This is a genomic window from Halalkalibacterium halodurans (assembly GCF_004376175.1).
Classification (GTDB): Bacteria; Bacillota; Bacilli; order Bacillales; family Bacillaceae_D; genus Halalkalibacterium; species Halalkalibacterium halodurans.
The window spans coordinates 24,365-43,459 of record NZ_SNUY01000018.1; the positions used below are offsets into that span (position 1 = coordinate 24,365).

Genomic DNA, 19,095 nt, shown 5'->3' on the forward strand with positions numbered 1-19,095 from the left:
GATCGGTTATTTTTTCGCTCTAAAGTGAACGGTAGCTGTATAAACAGGCTGTGAGGTCTTTGGGTCCAAATGGACATAATGGTGGACATTTGCTACTTCAAGTAGCAGCGCTTGGTTATGTTCAATTTGCTCGTTCATTGCTTTTTCCAATGCTTTAAAATCTCTCGCTTCGAAGCATTCGACTTTATCTTGAATCATCTCTAGTTTTAGTTCCATGACATTCATCCTCCTTGAACGATTCTAACGTTTCTTACTATAGCAGAAAACCGATACACGAGAAAGAAACTCGTGCGTTTCTCGTAGAGGGTGTGTATACTTATCAATGGATGTTTAGAAAAGAGGTGTAGAGGATGACAAAAATAGGGATCATTGGTGCGATGGACGAAGAAGTAGAGCTTTTAAAAAGCAAACTAAGCAATTGTTCAGAGCGAACGATCGCCGAATGTGAATTTTATACAGGAACGATTGAAGGAAAGGAGATCGTTCTCCTTAAATCGGGGATTGGAAAGGTCAATGCAGCGATAGGGACTACATTGCTTATTCAGCTATTTCAACCGACGGCTATTATTAACACAGGGTCTGCAGGTGGATTAGATTCTTCACTCCATGTTGGTGACTTAGCGATCTCAACCGAGGTTCGTTACAATGACGTGGATGCAACTGTATTTGGTTACGAGTTTGGACAAGTTCCACAAATGCCCGCTTTTTATCAACCGGATGACATGTTAATTGATATCGCGATAGAAGCAGCAAAAACCGTCGGTATTCCATCAAAGAAAGGGCTTATTCTCTCAGGCGATTCGTTCATGAGTGATGCGGCCCTTGTGGAGCAATTAAAAAGACGGTTTAACTACCCGCTATGCTCAGAGATGGAGGCTGGTGCTATCGCTCAAGTGTGTCATCGCTTTGGCGTGCCGTTTGTAATCATTCGATCGCTCTCGGATATTGCAGGAGCAGAAGCGAAAGTTTCTTACGATGAATTCCTAGAAACGGCTTCAGTGAACTCTGCTAACCTTGTTCTAGCAATAGTCGGGCGATTGGGATAATCTCACTCCATTGCTGACAATTGCTTCCCCTTTTAAGGCATAGATGATGTTATACTAGTCTCGTCTGGAGGGGAAAACGGATGGAAGAAAAAAAGATTGTTGAATTGGAGAAACAAGTAGAAGACTATCGACAGTTCAGTTTTGTTCTACTTTCGTTGAGTATCTTTTTGTTTATCGGGCTAGTCCTCCCACCAAGCTATGCACCTCAAGTGGCGGCAGAATGGCTGATTGCAGGTATAGGGGGAGCGTTAACATTCGCTTGGCTCTTTAATCGAAAAGTCGTTCAATGTCAACAAAAACTGTTTGAAGAAGAAGATCAACAATAACATGCCAACCTCAGAATGAACGAGGTTGGCTTTTCTTAAGATGGTTTGAGAATCGTAATGACGTGCCGAAGAATTTTCGCAGTTAGTCCCCAAATGACATACGATTGATAGTAATAAAAGGATTCGGTGATTTGACGTGTACTTTTTTGATAGGCGCTTTGATTGGCAATTCGCTCAATGGGAAACCCTGCTCCAGGCTCGAAATGAACATTTATCCGATATTGTTCAGGAGGGTGACTGATAAAATGGTCAATGGGAACCGTGAAAACGTGGTCTACCTCCGCTTGATTCAATGGATAATCGTTCTTGTGCGGAATAGAGCCTATGACTGGATAAATTATCCCTCTGAATGGTGTGACTAGCACATCTAATGAAGTAATCGGTGCGATGACTGACGAAGGAATTCCAAGTTCCTCGCTCGTTTCGCGGATCGCAGCTTCTTCAGGTGAAGCATCCTCAGGATCAATGCGTCCTCCAGGGAAGCAAATTTCTCCCGGCTGTTGCTTTAACGTGTGTGCCCTTACTTCAAATAAAACATGCACCCCGTCGTCTTTTTCAACAAGGGGAATGAAGACGGCAGACTTTTTGACGTACTCCTCCCCAAGAATACCAGCATGATAGCTTAACAATTGGGATTTCAGCTGTTGTAGAGAATGCAATACGAAGTCCTCCTCACGTTTTCCACTAGCAAATCTCTCCTCCTTTGAGTATAACATACCGTATTTAAGAAAAACTGTGATATTATCTAACGAAAATGCTGAAACATCAAGAGAGGTTGGGTATTCTAGAATCAGGAACGGTCACTGACCTAGCTCCAATTGTTCTCTCTACTCTCCCCCATGGACTATCCGCAATCCGCGGATAGTCATTTTTTTACTTTAAGGCGTCAATTGCTCTTTCATTATATCGATTAAACCATCCTAATTTTGTAAATGTGTAGCTCGGAAATACATATTGCCTTCATCTGAGAGACATAGTGTTTAAGCTGATCTAAATATTCCGAAAGTTGATGCTAATGCCTGGCCGAAGGTTGACCGATATAATGACCAGAAGTATAAAATCTGGAGAAAGGAAAAGACGTCCCCCATAAATGTGAAACTACGCCAACAGTTTCACAGGAGACGTCCACCCCAAAAAAGATTATGGTCATTATATCAAATTATTCCTTGGTTGAGAAGCAATCTGGCGTTTTTTGTTAGAAGTACGGAACGAATCCCCTGCCCTTGTTGTGGAGGAACACTTTCAGTGGCAGGAAGCCGGAAACGTGCATGGTATAAAAGCAGTGGCGAGCGCTCCAGGCTTGTGATTCGAAGGCTATATTGTGAGGCATGCGATAAGATTCATCATGAACTCCCTGATATTCTTGTGCCTTATAAAAGGTATGATGCGGAGAGTATAGAAGGTACCGTTTCTACACCACCACGTACAGAGGCAGCGGTGGATGAAGCAACCATCTTTCGATGGAAGAACTGGTTTCAGGTGTGGGTGGCGTATGCCATCGGCTGCCTCCGGTCTATCGCGATACGTTTTGATCTGCCTGTGGAGGAATTGTCCGAATCTCCACAAACCGTACTTCACTCCCTGGGACAATATGTAGGTATGGAGGAGGGATGGCTGAAGAGAGCTGTCCGTTCCATGACAAATTTAAATCTTTGGGTCACAGACCCGTTCCGCATTTCTGGCCGGACTGCTCTGGAGTAAACTCATGCTATACCAATGAATGGGAGGCATGAGAAGATGAAAAGTCAACGGAAAGCGGAAGAAACAGCCGCGGAACGTATGCAGTTAATCTCCCCTCTTTTGGCGGAGGGGTTGGATGCTGGCAAAGCAAGGAAAATCAAGGCTGATATCTGTGAAAGAGCAGGTGTTTCGGAAAGGACCATCCGCCGGTATCTTTCCCAGTACCGTAACGAAGGGTTCGAAGGCTTAAAGCCGAAGGAAAAAGGAAGAAAACCTGCCAGGACAGGGATCCCTCCTGCTTTACTGGAGGAGGCTATCCTTTTGAGGAGGGAGGTTCCGGGGCGGAGTGTCAGCCAGATCATTCAGATTCTTGAGTGGGAAGGAAAGGCAGAGCCGGGAGAATTAAAAAGGAGTACGCTCCAGGAAAAACTGGCTGAACGGGGCTACAGTTCCCGGCAAATGCGGATGTATACAAGCAGTGGAGTTGCCGCAAGAAGATTTCAAAGAAGGTACCGGAACAGCCTTTGGCAGTCTGATATCAAGTATGGCCCCTTTCTACCGATTGGTCCCAACGGGACCAATAAGCAGGTATACCTAGTCTTGTTTATTGATGACGCCACAAGATATGTTCTTCATGGTGAGTGGTATCCCACACTGGATCAGTCCATTGTCGAAGACTGCTTCCGTAAAGCGATACAAAAGGCGGGACTGCCTGAGGCCGTCTACTTTGATAACGGAAAACAGTACCGGACGAAGTGGATGGGGCGAACCTGTTCTAAACTGGGTATCCGTTTATTATACGCAAAGCCGTACTCACCTGATTCGAAAGGGAAGGTGGAAAAGTTTAATAGGAACGTTCAGGCCTTTATGGATGAAGCAATGTTGGAAAAACCGAAAACATTGGATCAGTTTAACCATCTCTTCCAGGCCTGGCTGAGTGAATGTTATCAGAATAAACCCCACTCTGCTTTGGACGCAGCCAGTCCTGAAGCTGCGTTCCGGTCCGATTCCAAAACGCTTCGTTTCCCTGAGGTGGATGTACTGGCCAATGCCTTTTTGCATTGCGAAGAAAGAAAAGTAGATAAAGCAGGCTGTATCAGCTTTATGGGCAAGAAATACGAAGTGGGTCTCTTGTTTATTGGCAGGAAGGTACAAGTGGTTTATGACCTGGCGGACATTTCAGAAGTAACCATTGAATATGAAGGGCATTCTCCGTGGAAAGCAAGAGAACTGGAGATCGGAGAGCGCGCAGGCAAAAGACCAGTTCTGCCGGATCACCTTCTGATCCAGGAAACAGACCACTCCCGATTACTACAGGGAGCTGAACAAAAACTGGAAGAACGGAAACAGATTCAAGCCCCTGCCGTCTCCTACCGGAGAGTAAGGAAGGAGGAAAACGGCTATGTTTGAAGCTTTTTATGAATTAACTCATACACCCTTTTCCCGGGCTATTCCAACGGAAGAGCTATATAATTCCTACCTGCTGGAAGAGACACTGGGCAGATTGGAATACGCTGCGGAACGCCAGCTATTTGGAGTCGTTACAGGGGATTGCGGCACAGGAAAAACAACCACGATTCGTCGGTTTATGGATGGGCTGGATCCTTCCAAGTTCTCGCTTTTATATATTTCCGATTCGAAGCTGACGCCCAGGAACTTTTACAGAGGCGTTCTTGAACAGCTCGGCTGCGAATCTAAGTTTTATCGAGGAGATGCGAAGAGGCAGCTCCACAAAGAGATTGAACTGATGCGTGGAATCCATGGTATTCAGCCGATTGTAGTAGTGGATGAAGCCCATTTACTGGACCGTGAAATGCTTGAAGAGGTTCGGTTCTTATTGAATTTTAAAATGGATGCTCAAAGCCCGATGGCCCTTATACTGGTCGGCCAAAACGAACTTTGGGACCGCCTGAAGCTCCAGTCTTATTCGGCGATCCGCCAGCGAATTGACTTACAGTGCAAGCTGGTTCATTACGACCGTTCAGAGACAAAGGAATACATGAAGCGCCATCTGTCCTATTCCGGTGCGAAGCAGGAGATTTTTTCGGATGGGGCAGTAGATTGTATTTATAATTTTTCTAGTGGTTCCGCCCGGCTGATTAACAAAGTGTGTACCCATAGTCTTTTATACGGGGCACAGAATAAGCGCAGGATTATCGATGATCATATGGTGAAACAGGTGATAGAAGGAGAACTATCTTGATGTGGGAATGTCGGTTTATCGCCTATTCTAAGCTTATGAAGTGTTGGCTTTTGGTAAAAGGGGAATATGGCCGCTTCCTGTATGAGGGAACCCGATTTTATATGCGTTTTGATGAAGGAGTCTTCCTTCCTTGTCAGCTCGAATTCGATAGACAGTGGTATGTGACCATCGGTGATGAGGGCATACGACTTAATTTGAGAAAGAACGAAGAATACCAAGTTTATATGTAATTAATAGGGAAGCGATGCACAACCAAGCTTCCCTTTCATTTGGACAAAATAGGGAGCAATATCGGGACAAAGTTTCCCGTCTTCCGCATGACTTTATATGGCGTCAGTAACAACATAGTAATCATGAGGTTCGTTACAAAAAAGGAGTTGAATCAAAATGATCAAGAGAGGATTCGTTGTCCTAGTACTTATGGCGGCTATGTTTTCAAACCCTGCCTTTGTCCAAGCCCAGCAGCAGGCTCATGTCAGAGTGTTACATGCTTCGCCTGATGCTCCACCAGTAGATGTGTATATTGATGGAAAAAAACAGATGGAGGGCGTGCCATTTAAGCAAACGAGCAGCTATTTCAACGTCCCTGCTGGGGATCATATGATCACTATTTTTGCAGCAGGGGATGATCCGGCAGAAACCCCTGTGATTGAAGAAACTTTATTAGTCGAGGCTGGGAAAAATTACACAGCAGCTGTCGTAGATGAAGTAGATGCGATCCACTTAGTTGTTTTAGAAGATGAACAAGAGGTGAATCGAGGAGGAGCGGCTAAGCTTCGAGCGGTTCACCTATCTCCAGATACACCAGCTGTTCAACTACACCTCTCAGCAGCCAATGTTGACATGCCATCCCTTTCTTTTGAGAATGCGTCCCGTTATATCGATCTACCCGCGGGTGCATATGACCTCGACATTCGAATGATTGAAACGGATGATGTGGCAACAGAGGGGAACAGACTGCAGGTGAAAGAAGGAACAGCATACACGGCTATTGTTGTCGGACTTCAACGGGGTGAACCTGAGTTTGAAGTGGTTTTACTTACAGACACTAAATAAGAACGTACGTCCTTACCAAGCAGCAAGTCGACTCGGCTTGCTGCTTAGTTATGCGAGTTAGGAAGGATTCATCTCATGTGTTAGTACAGCTTAAAATGGTGGAAATAGTAAAACCATAGAACCTGCCAAAGGAAAAATGACAGGTTGCTCGCTTTTTTTTAAAATAGATTGTTTTCCTTACTCCATAACCGATCATTTGTTATCATATGAAGGGGAAGAAAGAGAGGTTGATTAAGACGTATGTTTGAAACGTGGAATAAATATGGGGCAAAAAGTGCGATTGTTTTTGCTGGTGGTATCATTCTGATTGGAATATTTCAGATCATGATAAGTATCGATGTAGCTATGTGGGAACGGCTAGGCATTAGCGTTCTCTTTATCCTGATCATTTCAGGCTTTATGTACGGCTATTACAAGCTCATCACGTTTCTGGTTAAACATTTATCGAGCAGGTGACCTACTGATGGGGGTCTTGATAAAAGAGGGGACGGAATGTACGTAACATGCAAAAAAGCGGACTCTACTGATCCGCTTTTTTGCATACTTTTATCCAACTTGACGTTCTTCAGACGTGTCTTCATCCCAGCATTCCGTGTTTTCAATGCCTAATTTGGATGGAGAGAATGTCGGATCGAGTCCTTGTTTACGCTGAGTCTCATAGTCTTTTAATACCTTGAAGGCCACCCGTCCTAAAAGGGCGATACCTACGAGGTTAATAACGGTCATCAAAGCCATGAAGACGTCGGCTAAATCCCACACAAGGCCGAGGCTTGCATTGGCGCCAAACATGACAAGACCCATCGTAGCAAGACGATAAAATAAAACCCCAGTTTGACTCTTTTTAATAAATTCAATATTCGTTTCCCCATAGTAATAGCTTCCGATAATGGAGCTAAAGGCAAATAGGAAGATCGCGATCGCGACAAAAATGGACGCCCATGGACCAATATGAGAACTTAAAGAATCTTGCAAGAGTGTAATTCCGGCAGCTTCAGTAGATGTGCCAAACCCTTCAGCCATAATGATAATAAAGGCAGTTGCCGTACAAACAATCAACGTGTCAACAAATACTCCGAGAGTTTGAATAAATCCTTGCTTCGCTGGATGTGTAACGTCAGCTACAGCAGCAGCGTTTGGTGCACTACCCATCCCTGCTTCATTGGAAAATAGGCCACGGCGCACCCCTTGCATGATGGCAGCCCCAATTCCTCCACCGATCGCCTGCTCTAATCCAAAAGCGCTTTGAATAATTAAAGAAATGGCAGCAGGAACTTGAGAGATGTTCATGATGACCACAATAGCGGCGATTGTAATATATAACAGAGCCATCACTGGAACAATGACGCTAGAAACATTGGCAATCCGGTGAACGCCACCGAAAATAATCGCACCAGTTAACACCGTAATAATAACCCCCATTAACCAAGTAGGGATCCCGAAAGCGTTATTAAAAGCTTCTGCAATCGTGTTGCTCTGTACAGAATTAAAAATAAGTCCAAACGTAATCGCAATTAAAACAGCAAACATGATCCCGAGCCAACGCATGCCAAGTCCTTTTTCAATGTAGTAGGCAGGACCACCGCGAAAAACAGATTTCTCTTTATCCTTTATTTTGTAGACTTGAGCGAGTGTACTTTCAATAAAGCTAGTGGCACCACCGAGTAAAGCGACTAACCACATCCAAAAAACAGCACCTGGTCCACCGATCGTAATTGCGACAGCAACACCGGCTAAGTTACCGGTTCCAATTCGAGTCGCAGCTCCAATACAAAACGATTTAAAGGAGCTGATGCTCTTGACTTTCTGTCCGTCCTTTGGTGGATCAAATAGGACGCGAATCATTTCCTTTAAGTATCGAAATTGAACAAAGTTTGTGCGGAACGTAAAATATACGCCGAGGCCGAGTAATCCGCCGATGACGACATACGTCCACAGAAAACCATTGACCCCGTCAATGAGTTGTTGAAGCATTGAGATAACCCCCTATTCATTGTTATACGACAGATTATATCTAGAAAAGTTAAAAATAGATACAAAGCATGTCAGATTATTTAACATACTTTTTTAGAATATTACATAATTCGTTAGGAAGTCTAACAATTTCTATCCAATTTCTAACAATGAGAATCTCCTCCGTGTGATTTTGACGTGTACAGACACGACCAAGCCCAAGTCGACATACCTATAAAGGTAAAAGGTAACGAACTGATCATGGGGGTGATGTCGTGTCGAGCATTATCGCGGCACTTACGTACTTTTTTAAAGAAGTATTAGTGTTCGTTTCGTACGTGAAAAACAATGCCTTTCCGCAACCGTTAAGCAAAGAAGAGGAGCGACATTATTTAAAGCGAATGGCAGAAGGGGATGAGGAGGCGCGCAACCGTCTAATTGAACATAACTTACGACTGGTCGCCCATATTGTAAAAAAGTTCGAAAACACAAGGGAGCATACGGAAGATTTAATATCCATCGGTACGATTGGTTTAATAAAAGCGATTGAAAGCTTCTCTGAGGGGAAAGGCACGAAATTAGCCACTTATGCGGCCCGTTGTATAGAGAACGAAATCTTGATGCATTTAAGAGCTCTGAAAAAAGTAAAAAAAGATGTCTCGCTCCATGACCCGATCGGAACGGATAAAGAGGGAAACGAAATTACACTTATTGATGTTCTTCAGGAAGATTCGGAGGACATTGCTGATTCCATTCAGCTAAAAATGGAAAAGAAACAAATTTACGAATACATTCATGTTCTCGATGACCGGGAAAAGGAAGTGATCGTAGGCAGGTTCGGACTTGACTTAGAAGAGGAACGGACCCAGCGGGAGATTGCCAAAGAACTCGGAATATCGAGAAGTTATGTATCCCGAATTGAAAAACGGGCGCTTATGAAGCTATTTCATGAGTTTTATAAACATAACCATGGGAAAGGATAAAAGAACCGCTCGATGAAAAGCGGTTCTTTTACTGTAAATTAAGGGGTGGGGCCACCGACGCCATTCCCATTTCCATTTGGTGGTGCAGGAAAGGTAACGGTTGGTGGAGTAGTCAATGGCTGACAACGATGCTGAACTAAGTCACATTTATGACCTTCTTTATCCACAACGATTGGTCGAGTTACAGTGATTGTAGTACGTAGGATAACTTTGACTAAAATACCCTCGACTAACTCTAAGCCTGCAACCCCAAGTACTGGTACACCTGGTTGGGTAAATATTCCTTCCACTTCAAGAGGTGTTTCATGCAACCTATCCTCTGGACAGGCTCCAGGACAATCAGTATGCTCTTGAAATGGTAAGCTCGTGGTAAGTGTAAGAGGTAACTGAATCCCTAATACTGTTATTGTGATGGTTGCTGGAATCAACCCGATATTAACAACTTTATCTTGGATAATTCTAGCGTTTTGAGTAATTCCATTTAGATCTGGTACAACATTGATAGAGATTATATCAGCAATCGTAATACCTGCTGGGGCAATTAAATCAAGAGGGAATGTTATTTCTGCAACTTTTGTACTGTTTTTGAACAAACAAGTGAATCGACTACGATGCAGTCACTCGTCAATGGTGCCTCTTTACGTACTGGGGCTTTAAAATGACAATCACAAACCGAATCGTGGCATCCACAACTTGTGCAGTGATCGACAGGCTTTCTTTTCTTTCTACGTTTTGGAGGAACTGGTTTTGGCTTTATCGGCTCAAACGGCTCGCGATCTTTAATTGTCGCGCAAACTTTTTTCCATCTATGCATTTGTTATTGTCTCCTTTCTTTTCGATTCCATGAGTAGTGTATACGCCCTTAATTGAAACAGTCACATGGAATTCTAAGGATTTTGTTATTATATGTTAATTTTTCGACGGTTTTTATCGATATATATTGGATATGAGTTTTGGGTGGTGGGTAAGTATCATGCAGAAAACCCATAAAAATAAAGGTTTATATGGAAGGCAATGATGTTTATGGGTATAAGTACATTTTTTTGCAAATGGGGAGAAGCCTATGAAAGCTATTGATTAAATGCTCAAAACTTAAAACAGCCTCTCACATCCATTTGCAATACCTCCTCAAGGTCCTCCATCCTGATTAAGAAAAAATTAGCTTCATTAACGGCCTGAGCGGGATGACCGTTCACTGTGAGATCTCTTTGAACGGTCGGAAGGTGGATGGAAAAATGGGAGGATGCGGAGGGATTTTTCATTAGAGCGCCTTGACTAACGGATAAGATCATATGATGATCGTAGAAATCTTCAGGATAGAAGCGTTCAAAGGGAGTGGTAAGGGAATACGAAGGAGCTTCCTCCGAGGCGAAAGCCGGGACTAGTAACCATTGCGGCTGAAGCTGTCCATCAATGTCCTCGTAATAAACGTGAAACCTCATAGTTTATGTTCTCCTCTCCGACTTGGCTTTCTAATTGTTTTAACACATCATAGGTTGATGGATAGATTCGTTTAGGTTGCAAGCTTTTTGTACGAAATTTTGACTCCTGTTCGTGTAATTGAATTTGCTGATTTGTACGACATTGCTCCCTTTGAATCGTTTTTACCCGTTCATTGATCATCTCTTCAGGCAGCTCAAACAATTCAGCTAACGTTGCAATACATTGATGCTTAAAAGCGAGCGGTTCAAAAATGTGGCGTGGCATTGCAAGATAAAGAGAAATCCAGTAGGCTTGCCTTTCTTGTAAAGAGTTGAACTCCTGAGGAAGTTGATTCTGATCTCCGTAGTGGGCAATGACATGGGCTAATTCATGAAAAAATTCTTTGCGCATCGTTGGAACAGGATTCCGCTTTAAGCGAATGATCGCAAAGTCATGATCATATGTTGCGTGACTTGGAAAATCATGATAAAGGACCATTGTATTAAATGCGGTTGCTACATGGTCAATTGCCAGATGTTCCACTGTTTCGAAACCTTTGTTTTTCATTAATTGGCTATATTTTGAATCATTAGTCGTTCTAAATCTCATGAAAAATCACCTGTTCACACGAATGTATGTTCTGTCTTTTGTTAAAAGAAGAAGCCACGCTTTAAATAAGGGGCTTTAGTAGATTTGATAGTTGTTTTTAATTATAACGTATTTTTGGAACAGATTCCATAAACTTTTATTCTCTCAGCTTTTCATGGAAAAACCGCTCCTTAAGCTCACGATATTTTTTTAATTCTTGCTCAAGGTGAGCTTTTTCATCCTCTGTTAATTCTTCACCGCCGTGGGAGAAAGAAATGCTTAGCTGAGTCGTCTCATCATCGACTCTGCCAAGAATATAATCGGTTGTTACTTGGAAGAAATCAGCCATTTTTGTTAGGGTTTCATAATCAGGTTGGGTATTTTCTAATTCGTATCGAGCTAGAGTTGACCGATTAAGACCTAACGTTTTCGCAAGCTCTTCCTGCGATAGCTTTTTGTTTATTCGCAGTGATCGTAGCCTTTTACCGAAACTCATCATTATCACCTTATTGTGTAGTATATGAACATTATACGTGAATTTTCTGCACAATCAAATATTTGTGCAAAAAATGAACAATATCTCTTGACTGTGAAGAAAATGCACGTTACCATATGTGTAGAAACTTCACACTGGAGGTGCAAAACGTGAACGATCTAAAAGAGATTTGTGAATGTAATTTAGATCACACAAGCAGTATGATTTATTTTTTAACTGTCATTGTGCAAAAAATGCACGTTCAGGTTTATGTTTATTTTAATTCATCTGGTGGTGAAACTGCGTGCTCATCTTGGATGACTTCATAAAAGAGGCTACCATCAATATCGGCCGATTGATTCTGTTTTATGACCATCGCACCCATTAACTTTTTGAATTCACCTACTGTTAACGGCCTTGCATCAGGCTTTAGCTCATATCCCATTTGACCGTTTGGCTCAATTGTTGCATTTTTAATGTCTGCAATATTGGAAATGCCATTTTGGCGCATTTGCATTTCGATTTTGTCAATCGTCATTCGGATTTTCCTTATGTTTTTTAGGTTAAACTGACCGTTTTCAATTACGCTGATGGCTTGACCAGACAGCAGCTTTTCTAGAACATCAATCTTCATTTGTAAAAACTCAAGAACAATAAGAAGAGCAACAAAAATGGCGATCGTCACAATCGTTTTAATCATACTATGCTCGATAATCGGTTGAACGATGATGGCACCAATCGAAATCATAACGACAGTTGTAGGGATGGACATCTGAGCAATTGATTTTCGACCAGAAATGCGAAGTAAGAGGAAACCTGAAAGCATCATAATGATCGCTTGCCATGCAAAATCCATGTTGTCAGCTCCTTTAAGAAAAACAAATTCACAACTAGTAGTATAGACAGTGAACAACATTTTATGAAATAAGCTACTTGGAATTGTTCCTATAAACAAGCGTGAGGAAGATGGACAAGCTGGAGATCTCAATTGATGCGAGATAGACATGAAAATGATAAGGGGGAAAAACAAATGACATCGTTAGCTATACCAAAGCTGGATCAGAAGAAGGTTCGCGCAGCTGTGGAAAAAGAATTAGAAGCGTATCGTTTCTGCCTATTAACCCTTGACGAGTCGGAGCTACCGAAAATGACTCAATCGTTCTCCCTCATACCACCGAGTCATACAAACGCATTTTATAGTAAAACGGAGGAAGCTGCAGTCGATAATGTGGACCGAAGAAATGAAAAGAGAGCCCACATCGATCGGGTCGTAAAGGCAGTAAGCAAACTTACAGAAACAGAGAGAGCCATTGTTGTTCAGCGGTATTTGCAAGAAGACGAGACGTTCGATTATATCATTTACAATGAAATGGGACTGAGCCACCGGCAATATTATCGGATTAAAGCTCGAGCCTTTTACAAATTGGCTTTAGCTTTAAAGCTACCATTGTTGTATGAGTAGGTGGCACTTTCATGGCACAAAGGTGGCACTTCGTGTTTCAAATAACGTTGTATGATGGTAGTAGGGAATAGCACCTAACTTGAACTAGCACATGCAATAAAAAGGAACGCGTTTTATGGGTGAGCTGAAAAGCTCCCTTTTTTTTGCATAGTTCAAGTGTAAGTATGTTCATTCCTACAGTGTGAGAAAAGACGGGGAAGGGAGTGAAGCGAATGATCCTTACACAAATGAATTCATCTTGAATGGAGCAGAATGGAATGACTTTTTAGCTCAAAAAGCCAAGTATCAATTCTTCATTCTAGCATCGAAAAAGGAGGCTCTAGAGTGTGGATTACACCGTAGCAAATGAAATCGCGACAAGTCAAGCCGTTTGGGCGATTTTGTGCATTCTGCTTGCTGCTTATTTTATCCGTGAAATGAAAAAGGAAAATCAGGTCCATCGTGAAGATTCACGTAAGCGTGAAAATGCATTGATCGAACATCTTCATCGCTCAAACGAAAGCCAAGAGAAAACAGCAGAAACGTTGGAACAAATTCAACTTTCACTTCGTTCGTTAGAAAAGCGAATGGATCGAGTTGAACAAAACATGTATGTGCAGAGACGCAGCTAAGTGTTGCATTGAGAAAATAGGGTGGAGTATACAAAATTCTCATTCGTTTGGAAGGGGACAGCCATATCGGCAATCGCCGTTTCGGTCGTGTTCGGACAATCATATGGTATAGAGAAGTCATTTCAATAGGAGAGTGATTGGATATGACAAAAATTTTTATTGACCCAGGTCACGGTGGTAGCGATTCGGGTGCAGTAGGAAATGGGATGCGTGAAAAAGATTTAACCTTAACGATTTCGCGGCAAATTCGGGACATGCTCCTAACCGAATATGATGGAGTTGAGGTAAGAATGAGCCGAGATAGCGATACAGCCGTCAGTCTATCTGAACGTGCGACGATGGCGAACAATTGGGAAGCTGACTATTTTTGTTCCGTTCATATTAACGCAGGCGGGGGAACCGGATTTGAATCCTATATTCATTCTAGCCTTCCTACACGAACGCAGCAACTACAAAACATCGTTCACCCAGCGATCGTCCAAGAGATAAATGTGACGGATCGGGGTCGTAAACATGCGAACTTTGTGGTTCTTCGGGAAACGGCCATGCCTGCCATCTTGACAGAAAACTTGTTCATTGATAATGCGAATGACGCTGAGCGCTTAAAAAGTCCTTCGTTCTTGACTCGAATTGCACGCGGTCATGTGAATGGCATTGCCGAAGCATTCGGTCTCGAAAGAAAAACGAACAGTTTGTACAAGGTTCAGTGCGGGGCATTTTCGCAAAGAGCGAACGCTGAGGCCTTAGCCGAGCGTTTACGTAATGACGGCTACAGCCCGTACATCTATCAAGCAGACGGGCTATTCAAGGTTCAGGTTGGTGCATTCGCCCAGCGTTCAAATGCAGAAGCCTTAGTGGAAGAACTGCAATCCAAGGGATATGAGGCAGTTATTACTGTTGGCTAAATGAATCATCACTTTTAGTAGGTCTATTTTAGAGGACCTACTTTTTTTATGGTGGTCGAAAAAATCAAATTTAAATGGAGGGGATCTATTAATGAATTTTCCAGGTGTTTTATATTCTGTTGGTTCATAAATGCAATAAAATATAAAGATTGTTTTCGCATGGTATTTTTAATGACTATTAAATGATCTCTCGCGAAAAGATAGCTTCTAAACAGAGTCTACTCTTCTAACTCTAACCGCTTGTTCATTTCAATATGAATCGTGACATCATCAGCTACTTGTTCGAGATACTCCAAATCAAACTCAGGTTTATCAGGTGGAAGGTATTCGGCTATTTCTAGGGCTCCACGATAAAGATCACCAGGAAGATCGACCTCTTCATTTTCATCTTCATCTGTTTCAGCAGATTCTACCATTAGATCGTTAAAGTATTGAGCTAACGCTTCTTTTGTCGATTCAGGAAAGGTGACGTGTTCCTCGTCTATAGTATAAGCTTCGGGCAAATGTAATGTGATAAATTCAATATTTTCCGGGTGATTATCGGAAACGGGGAACATGATCTCTGTGAACATTAAGAGATCGTTTGGTCGTATGACATAGATTTCAAACGGATTGGGTTCAATCTTTCTTTGTTTTAACGTCTCCCTTATTTGTAGAAATCATTGCTTGACCTTGGAGGCCATCATTGATGTTATGAAGATCAAAGACAACAATCTGGTCAGAATGATTGCCAAAATCACTTAAACGAAAAAGGTAATAGTACTGGTCTGTCTTCACATCTTGAAAGATATCTACTTCATCTAGTGTTAATTGAATTGGACCAACCTCTTTTTTAACGTCTAACCCATTTAAAAGAATATGTCCTTTTTTCACTAAGTTTTCCATTGTCGGATGTTCATCCCCGATAGTAAAAAGCGGTTCAAAGTCATCGCGTGGGATCAGATCTTGTTCATTTGATTCTTCTGCTGTTTCTTCATGGAACGAGCATGCAGATACAAGATTGGCCACTAGGATAAATGCGATCAAGTGCATACAATGTTTGATCATGTGATCCTCCTTTTAGTACCCATACATTACGATCATTAAGGTGCTCACGTTTCCATCATAGCAAAATTTTAGAAAAAATTCACAGATTCGCTAAAATACAAAAAATAGAATCCGATACAATTGATAGGAAGGAAAAATAGTTTGAAATATGGGAGGCTCTATCTATGGTAAAAAATGGTCTTGTCGTTGCTCTTGTTGCTGTTTCTTGTTCCAACTAATTTGGTGCATGCAGAAAGTGAGCCTAGAATTATTGACCAGTATGAGGAAAACAATACGTTTAACACTGCGTATCCACTAGGGAATTGGAAGTACAAACTGTTGTCAGGAACGATACATGCGCCGGAAGATTACGATTACTATCAGTTTACTGCTAGTAAAGGGGATCGTTTAGCGATTCGCTTATCACAAATTCCGAATCATGTGAACTACGATCTCTACCTTTATAAAGACAGCTATGGATACCCTCTCATCGATTATTCCACAAGATCGGGCAACCAAGATGAAATCATTCGCTTTGATGTTCCTGAAACGGGCTCCTATATTGTCCTCGTACGGTCTGCAGATGGTAGCTATGACGACTGGAATTTCTATCGTTTACCCTTTATCGACCGTATTAAAACGGCCACTTATACGGCTAATTTGACGCCTACGGTATTAACAAGTCCAGGAGCAGGAACTACTTCACAAGTAGCTTCCGTTAATCTGAGTAATCAACAGGCGGTTCCTGATGGTGCAATCGTACGGAGTGTAAGTGCTCAAGGGACCATCTCGCCAAGTTTAGGTCACACGTACCGAGAAGTAATGAACGGATCAGAAGGGATCTGGTATACCTCGATTTCAGGGAGTGGCTCGTTTCCTGATATTACAGTCGCTAAGGAACTCCCTGTAAAAACGATATGGAATGTAAGATACTATTCCTTAGCACACAGCAGCTCGACTTGGCGAAACCCTCAATTAAGAATTACGTACGAATATGATGAAACATATCATTATTAATCGAAAGGCGTGGAAAATCAGATGAACTTGTTTTTTCATGATCTAATGAATAGCCGCTACGATCGTCAACTGTATAAAAATATAATGAAAAAACGAGCTGACTCGACCGATTACTCAGCTAGAAAGATTCATCGTCAGTATGATACGGTGAGCATTAGTCAAAAGGCGTTAGACAAACAAAATGTACGAACTATGGGAAGTCAAATGAATGGGCTTGATTTTTTAAACTATAGTTTGGCACAGGATCGAGAGCGCTTAAGTAAAACGATCCAGGATCACCTTAACGAAAACGACATTCACCTAGAGGAAGGGGAATCCTTCACAATCGACGTTTCTTACCGTTTTCAGATAACAGTTACAGGATTATCTGATAAGGAAAAAGCCAAACAAATCGAAGCCGTTTTAAATCAAACGAACATTGGTTTTCGCTTACTTGAACATGACCAAACGGTAAAATCCTTTAAAAATGGTGCCTCAGTCGAACGAACACAAATGTACGATAAATGGCATGCGGATCATTTTTTAAGACAATTTGCTAACACGACTATTGAGGATGTATCCCTTAATCAAGATGGGAAACTTACAGGTAATGATCAATTAAACGAATTGATGGAGAAAGCTAGTAGAGGGAAGGGTGAGCTTAACGAATACGTTCAAGCGATGATTGCAAAAGTAAGGGCCGTCCTACTTATAGGAATTGATCACATTCCCAATCGTTCAGCTACTTTTACGTACTCTGATGAATTGCAGTATCCATGATCAAAAGAAAAAGGGGCCCTAAAATTGGGCTCCTTCCTCTTTGCTTGTTCGTTTGACATACACCGTTAGCTTAGTAGTCTTTCCTTTGGAATTTTCTATGACTTCGCCCTCATCGCGAAAGTGAAGCTTTTCTAGGATTTTGATGGAGCCCACGTTAGCTGGTTCTACCTTGGCTACCATTCTTTTGAGTTGAAGATGGTCAAATGCATAATGTATTAAAGCGGTGATTGCTTCTGTTCCGTAGCCTTTACCCCAATAGGATTGATCAAGTTCATAGCCAATTTCAGCGCTCCCTACCTCCCAATCGATTTCGTTGTAGCCACATGAGCCAATGACTGTATTCGTTCCTGTCTCAATCATGGTAAAACGAAGTGCTTTTTTTTCTGCTGATAAAGAGGTCAACAGCTTAATCATATCAATGGCTTGTGCTTCCGTTTTGAATGCTTCCACGTTCATGAATTTAGTTACATCAGGGTCTGACCAGATGCAAAAGAGAGCCTGGGCATCGTCTAACGTCATTTCTCGTAAGTAAAGTCGTTCGGTTTTTAGTTCTGCTTTCACGCTTTCCCCTCCAAATAAAAATCATTTCCGTTCGTTAACTGTTGAAATGATCTGTGCATGAGTCAGTCCCTTCTGTTCCGTACTATGATTTATCATATCATGATGAGCAAAAAATCATCATGCCATTACTGAAAGTTTTGTTAAACGATGATAGTCTGATAGACAGAATGAAAAAGTATAACAGGAGGTATTTATGAGAAAGGGTTTGATTATCCTTCTGACGACTCTTACGATACTTTTGGGCGTATATGGAGTGAACGAATGGTCAAAGTCGAGAAGTTTCCAAGTTTTTGGTGGGCTTGTTAATCATGTTGCCACAAATGAGCCTGTTATTGCCTTGACATTTGACGATGGGCCGACGGCTTTAACGGATGATATCCTTTCAATTCTACAAGAGGAAGACATAAAGGCAACCTTTTTCCTAACAGGGAGAGAAATAGAAGAGCATATGGAGGAGGCGCAAAAAATCGTTGCAGCAGGGCATGAAATAGGCAATCACTCGTATTCTCATCAGCGAATGGTGTTCAAGTCTCCTTCGTTTATTCGCGAGGAAATTGAACGAACGGATGAATGGATCCGTCAAGCTGGATATGAGGGAGACATTCATTTCAGGCCACCGTTTGGAAAAAAGCTAGTGGTGTTGCCTTATTATTTATCCCAACAGGAGCGAAAGACGGTCTTATGGAATATTGAGCCAGAAACATTCCCAGAAATCACAATGGATTCACAAAAAATAACCGATTATGTAATGGAAACGGTGGAACCTGGTTCGATTATTTTGCTGCACGTTATGTATGAAAGTCGAAAGCCGTCGATAGAAGCGGTTAAGGAGCTCATTCCAGCGTTAAAACAGGAAGGATACACCTTTGTTACGGTGTCCGAGCTACTTGAATATGAAGAGATCGATTCATAAATTACTTGGATCGCTCTCTTTTCTTGGATACATACCCGTTTGCTCCGTATCACTTCTCCAACTGGCTCGATTTAGTAATCAGAGCACCACTCACTTTATTAAAAAAGCGTCA

Annotated in this window: 25 protein-coding genes; 14 read left to right on the forward strand and 11 right to left on the reverse strand. The window is 42.1% G+C overall.

The annotated features are described in order from the left end of the window. Positions 1 to 6: 6 nt before the first annotated feature. A complete protein-coding gene (locus E2L07_RS07875) occupies positions 7 to 216 on the reverse strand; it encodes a YrzA family protein (protein WP_053431566.1) in 210 nt (69 codons plus the stop codon). A gap of 134 nt (positions 217 to 350) precedes the next feature. Here E2L07_RS07875 and mtnN point away from each other — a divergent pair, with 134 nt between their 5' ends. Then, positions 351 to 1,046 (forward strand): 5'-methylthioadenosine/S-adenosylhomocysteine nucleosidase, encoded by a 696-nt coding sequence (gene mtnN, locus E2L07_RS07880; protein WP_010897447.1) that lies wholly within the window; start codon positions 351 to 353, stop codon positions 1,044 to 1,046. Between the two features lie 80 nt (positions 1,047 to 1,126). After that, positions 1,127 to 1,372: a YrhC family protein gene (locus E2L07_RS07885; protein ID WP_053431564.1), complete on the forward strand. Its 246-nt coding sequence runs from the start codon at positions 1,127 to 1,129 to the stop codon at positions 1,370 to 1,372. 35 nt (positions 1,373 to 1,407) lie between these two features. Here the strand turns inward: E2L07_RS07885 and E2L07_RS07890 are convergent, their stop codons facing one another. Continuing rightward, a complete protein-coding gene (locus tag E2L07_RS07890; protein WP_010897449.1) occupies positions 1,408 to 2,031 on the reverse strand; it encodes an NUDIX hydrolase in 624 nt (207 codons plus the stop codon). 433 nt (positions 2,032 to 2,464) lie between these two features. On the opposite strand from E2L07_RS07890, the gene E2L07_RS07895 reads away from it, so the two are divergent. The 5 genes from E2L07_RS07895 (at position 2,465) to E2L07_RS07915 (ending at position 6,767) form a co-directional block, all read left to right on the forward strand. Then, on the forward strand, positions 2,465 to 3,073 hold the full coding sequence (locus E2L07_RS07895; protein WP_276399879.1) for a DUF6431 domain-containing protein: 609 nt from the start codon (positions 2,465 to 2,467) through the stop codon (positions 3,071 to 3,073). A 36-nt stretch (positions 3,074 to 3,109) separates the two neighbouring features. Further along, a complete protein-coding gene (locus tag E2L07_RS07900; protein WP_134229026.1) occupies positions 3,110 to 4,462 on the forward strand; it encodes a DDE-type integrase/transposase/recombinase in 1,353 nt (450 codons plus the stop codon). Continuing rightward, positions 4,455 to 5,255 carry an ExeA family protein gene (locus tag E2L07_RS07905; RefSeq protein WP_134229027.1) on the forward strand — a complete coding sequence of 267 codons (801 nt, stop codon included), beginning with the start codon at positions 4,455 to 4,457 and terminating at the stop codon, positions 5,253 to 5,255. Before E2L07_RS07900 ends, E2L07_RS07905 begins: the two co-directional genes overlap by 8 nt. A 387-nt stretch (positions 5,256 to 5,642) precedes the next feature. After that, positions 5,643 to 6,311 (forward strand): DUF4397 domain-containing protein, encoded by a 669-nt coding sequence (locus E2L07_RS07910; RefSeq protein WP_010897450.1) that lies wholly within the window; start codon positions 5,643 to 5,645, stop codon positions 6,309 to 6,311. A 240-nt stretch (positions 6,312 to 6,551) separates the two neighbouring features. Further along, entirely contained in the window at positions 6,552 to 6,767 is a 216-nt protein-coding gene (locus tag E2L07_RS07915; RefSeq protein WP_010897451.1) for a hypothetical protein, read from the forward strand. 90 nt (positions 6,768 to 6,857) lie between these two features. Here the strand turns inward: E2L07_RS07915 and E2L07_RS07920 are convergent, their stop codons facing one another. Further along, a complete protein-coding gene (locus tag E2L07_RS07920; RefSeq protein WP_134229298.1) occupies positions 6,858 to 8,282 on the reverse strand; it encodes an alanine/glycine:cation symporter family protein in 1,425 nt (474 codons plus the stop codon). A 254-nt stretch (positions 8,283 to 8,536) separates the two neighbouring features. Between E2L07_RS07920 and sigK the strand changes: the two genes are divergently transcribed. Then, positions 8,537 to 9,244 carry an RNA polymerase sporulation sigma factor SigK gene (gene sigK / locus E2L07_RS07925; protein WP_010897453.1) on the forward strand — a complete coding sequence of 236 codons (708 nt, stop codon included), beginning with the start codon at positions 8,537 to 8,539 and terminating at the stop codon, positions 9,242 to 9,244. Between the two features lie 38 nt (positions 9,245 to 9,282). Here the strand turns inward: sigK and E2L07_RS07930 are convergent, their stop codons facing one another. The 5 genes from E2L07_RS07930 to E2L07_RS07950 form a co-directional block, all read right to left on the reverse strand. Then, positions 9,283 to 9,837, reverse strand: coding sequence for a hypothetical protein (locus E2L07_RS07930; RefSeq protein ID WP_134229299.1), 555 nt, complete (start codon positions 9,835 to 9,837; stop codon positions 9,283 to 9,285). Positions 9,838 to 10,329: 492 nt separating this feature from the next. Next, on the reverse strand, positions 10,330 to 10,686 hold the full coding sequence (locus tag E2L07_RS07935) for a hypothetical protein (RefSeq protein WP_053431560.1): 357 nt from the start codon (positions 10,684 to 10,686) through the stop codon (positions 10,330 to 10,332). Then, positions 10,655 to 11,275, reverse strand: a complete 621-nt coding sequence (locus E2L07_RS07940) for an ImmA/IrrE family metallo-endopeptidase (RefSeq protein ID WP_134229300.1) — start codon at positions 11,273 to 11,275, stop codon at positions 10,655 to 10,657. The genes E2L07_RS07935 and E2L07_RS07940 overlap by 32 nt, the downstream gene beginning before the upstream one ends. 136 nt (positions 11,276 to 11,411) lie before the next feature. Beyond that, positions 11,412 to 11,750: a helix-turn-helix domain-containing protein gene (locus E2L07_RS07945; protein ID WP_010897456.1), complete on the reverse strand. Its 339-nt coding sequence runs from the start codon at positions 11,748 to 11,750 to the stop codon at positions 11,412 to 11,414. A gap of 253 nt (positions 11,751 to 12,003) precedes the next feature. Next, complete coding sequence (locus E2L07_RS07950; protein ID WP_134229301.1) at positions 12,004 to 12,585, reverse strand: DUF421 domain-containing protein; 582 nt, start codon at positions 12,583 to 12,585, stop codon at positions 12,004 to 12,006. Positions 12,586 to 12,759: 174 nt separating this feature from the next. On the opposite strand from E2L07_RS07950, the gene E2L07_RS07955 reads away from it, so the two are divergent. The 3 genes from E2L07_RS07955 to E2L07_RS07965 all read left to right on the forward strand — a co-directional run bounded on the left by E2L07_RS07955 (position 12,760) and on the right by E2L07_RS07965 (position 14,707). After that, the gene (locus E2L07_RS07955; protein WP_134229302.1) at positions 12,760 to 13,191 is read left to right on the forward strand and encodes an ArpU family phage packaging/lysis transcriptional regulator; all 432 of its coding nucleotides are present in this window, start codon (positions 12,760 to 12,762) and stop codon (positions 13,189 to 13,191) included. 326 nt (positions 13,192 to 13,517) lie between these two features. Further along, positions 13,518 to 13,802 (forward strand): BhlA/UviB family holin-like peptide, encoded by a 285-nt coding sequence (locus E2L07_RS07960; protein ID WP_134229303.1) that lies wholly within the window; start codon positions 13,518 to 13,520, stop codon positions 13,800 to 13,802. A 143-nt stretch (positions 13,803 to 13,945) separates the two neighbouring features. Then, entirely contained in the window at positions 13,946 to 14,707 is a 762-nt protein-coding gene (locus E2L07_RS07965) for an N-acetylmuramoyl-L-alanine amidase (protein ID WP_134229304.1), read from the forward strand. Positions 14,708 to 14,925: 218 nt separating this feature from the next. On the opposite strand, the gene E2L07_RS21195 is transcribed toward E2L07_RS07965, so the two are convergent. Further along, positions 14,926 to 15,279 carry a hypothetical protein gene (locus E2L07_RS21195; RefSeq protein WP_243854932.1) on the reverse strand — a complete coding sequence of 118 codons (354 nt, stop codon included), beginning with the start codon at positions 15,277 to 15,279 and terminating at the stop codon, positions 14,926 to 14,928. 46 nt (positions 15,280 to 15,325) lie between these two features. Beyond that, complete coding sequence (locus E2L07_RS21200) at positions 15,326 to 15,754, reverse strand: hypothetical protein (RefSeq protein ID WP_053431550.1); 429 nt, start codon at positions 15,752 to 15,754, stop codon at positions 15,326 to 15,328. 174 nt (positions 15,755 to 15,928) lie between these two features. On the opposite strand from E2L07_RS21200, the gene E2L07_RS07975 reads away from it, so the two are divergent. Together E2L07_RS07975 and E2L07_RS07980 are read left to right on the forward strand one after the other, a co-directional pair. Further along, positions 15,929 to 16,750 carry a PPC domain-containing protein gene (locus E2L07_RS07975; RefSeq protein ID WP_134229305.1) on the forward strand — a complete coding sequence of 274 codons (822 nt, stop codon included), beginning with the start codon at positions 15,929 to 15,931 and terminating at the stop codon, positions 16,748 to 16,750. 21 nt (positions 16,751 to 16,771) lie between these two features. Then, positions 16,772 to 17,509 carry a hypothetical protein gene (locus E2L07_RS07980; protein ID WP_053431548.1) on the forward strand — a complete coding sequence of 246 codons (738 nt, stop codon included), beginning with the start codon at positions 16,772 to 16,774 and terminating at the stop codon, positions 17,507 to 17,509. Positions 17,510 to 17,527: 18 nt separating this feature from the next. On the opposite strand, the gene E2L07_RS07985 is transcribed toward E2L07_RS07980, so the two are convergent. Continuing rightward, positions 17,528 to 18,070: a GNAT family N-acetyltransferase gene (locus E2L07_RS07985; protein WP_010897468.1), complete on the reverse strand. Its 543-nt coding sequence runs from the start codon at positions 18,068 to 18,070 to the stop codon at positions 17,528 to 17,530. A 193-nt stretch (positions 18,071 to 18,263) separates the two neighbouring features. Here E2L07_RS07985 and E2L07_RS07990 point away from each other — a divergent pair, with 193 nt between their 5' ends. Further along, positions 18,264 to 18,983 (forward strand): polysaccharide deacetylase family protein, encoded by a 720-nt coding sequence (locus E2L07_RS07990; RefSeq protein ID WP_134229306.1) that lies wholly within the window; start codon positions 18,264 to 18,266, stop codon positions 18,981 to 18,983. Positions 18,984 to 19,095 lie beyond the last annotated feature (112 nt).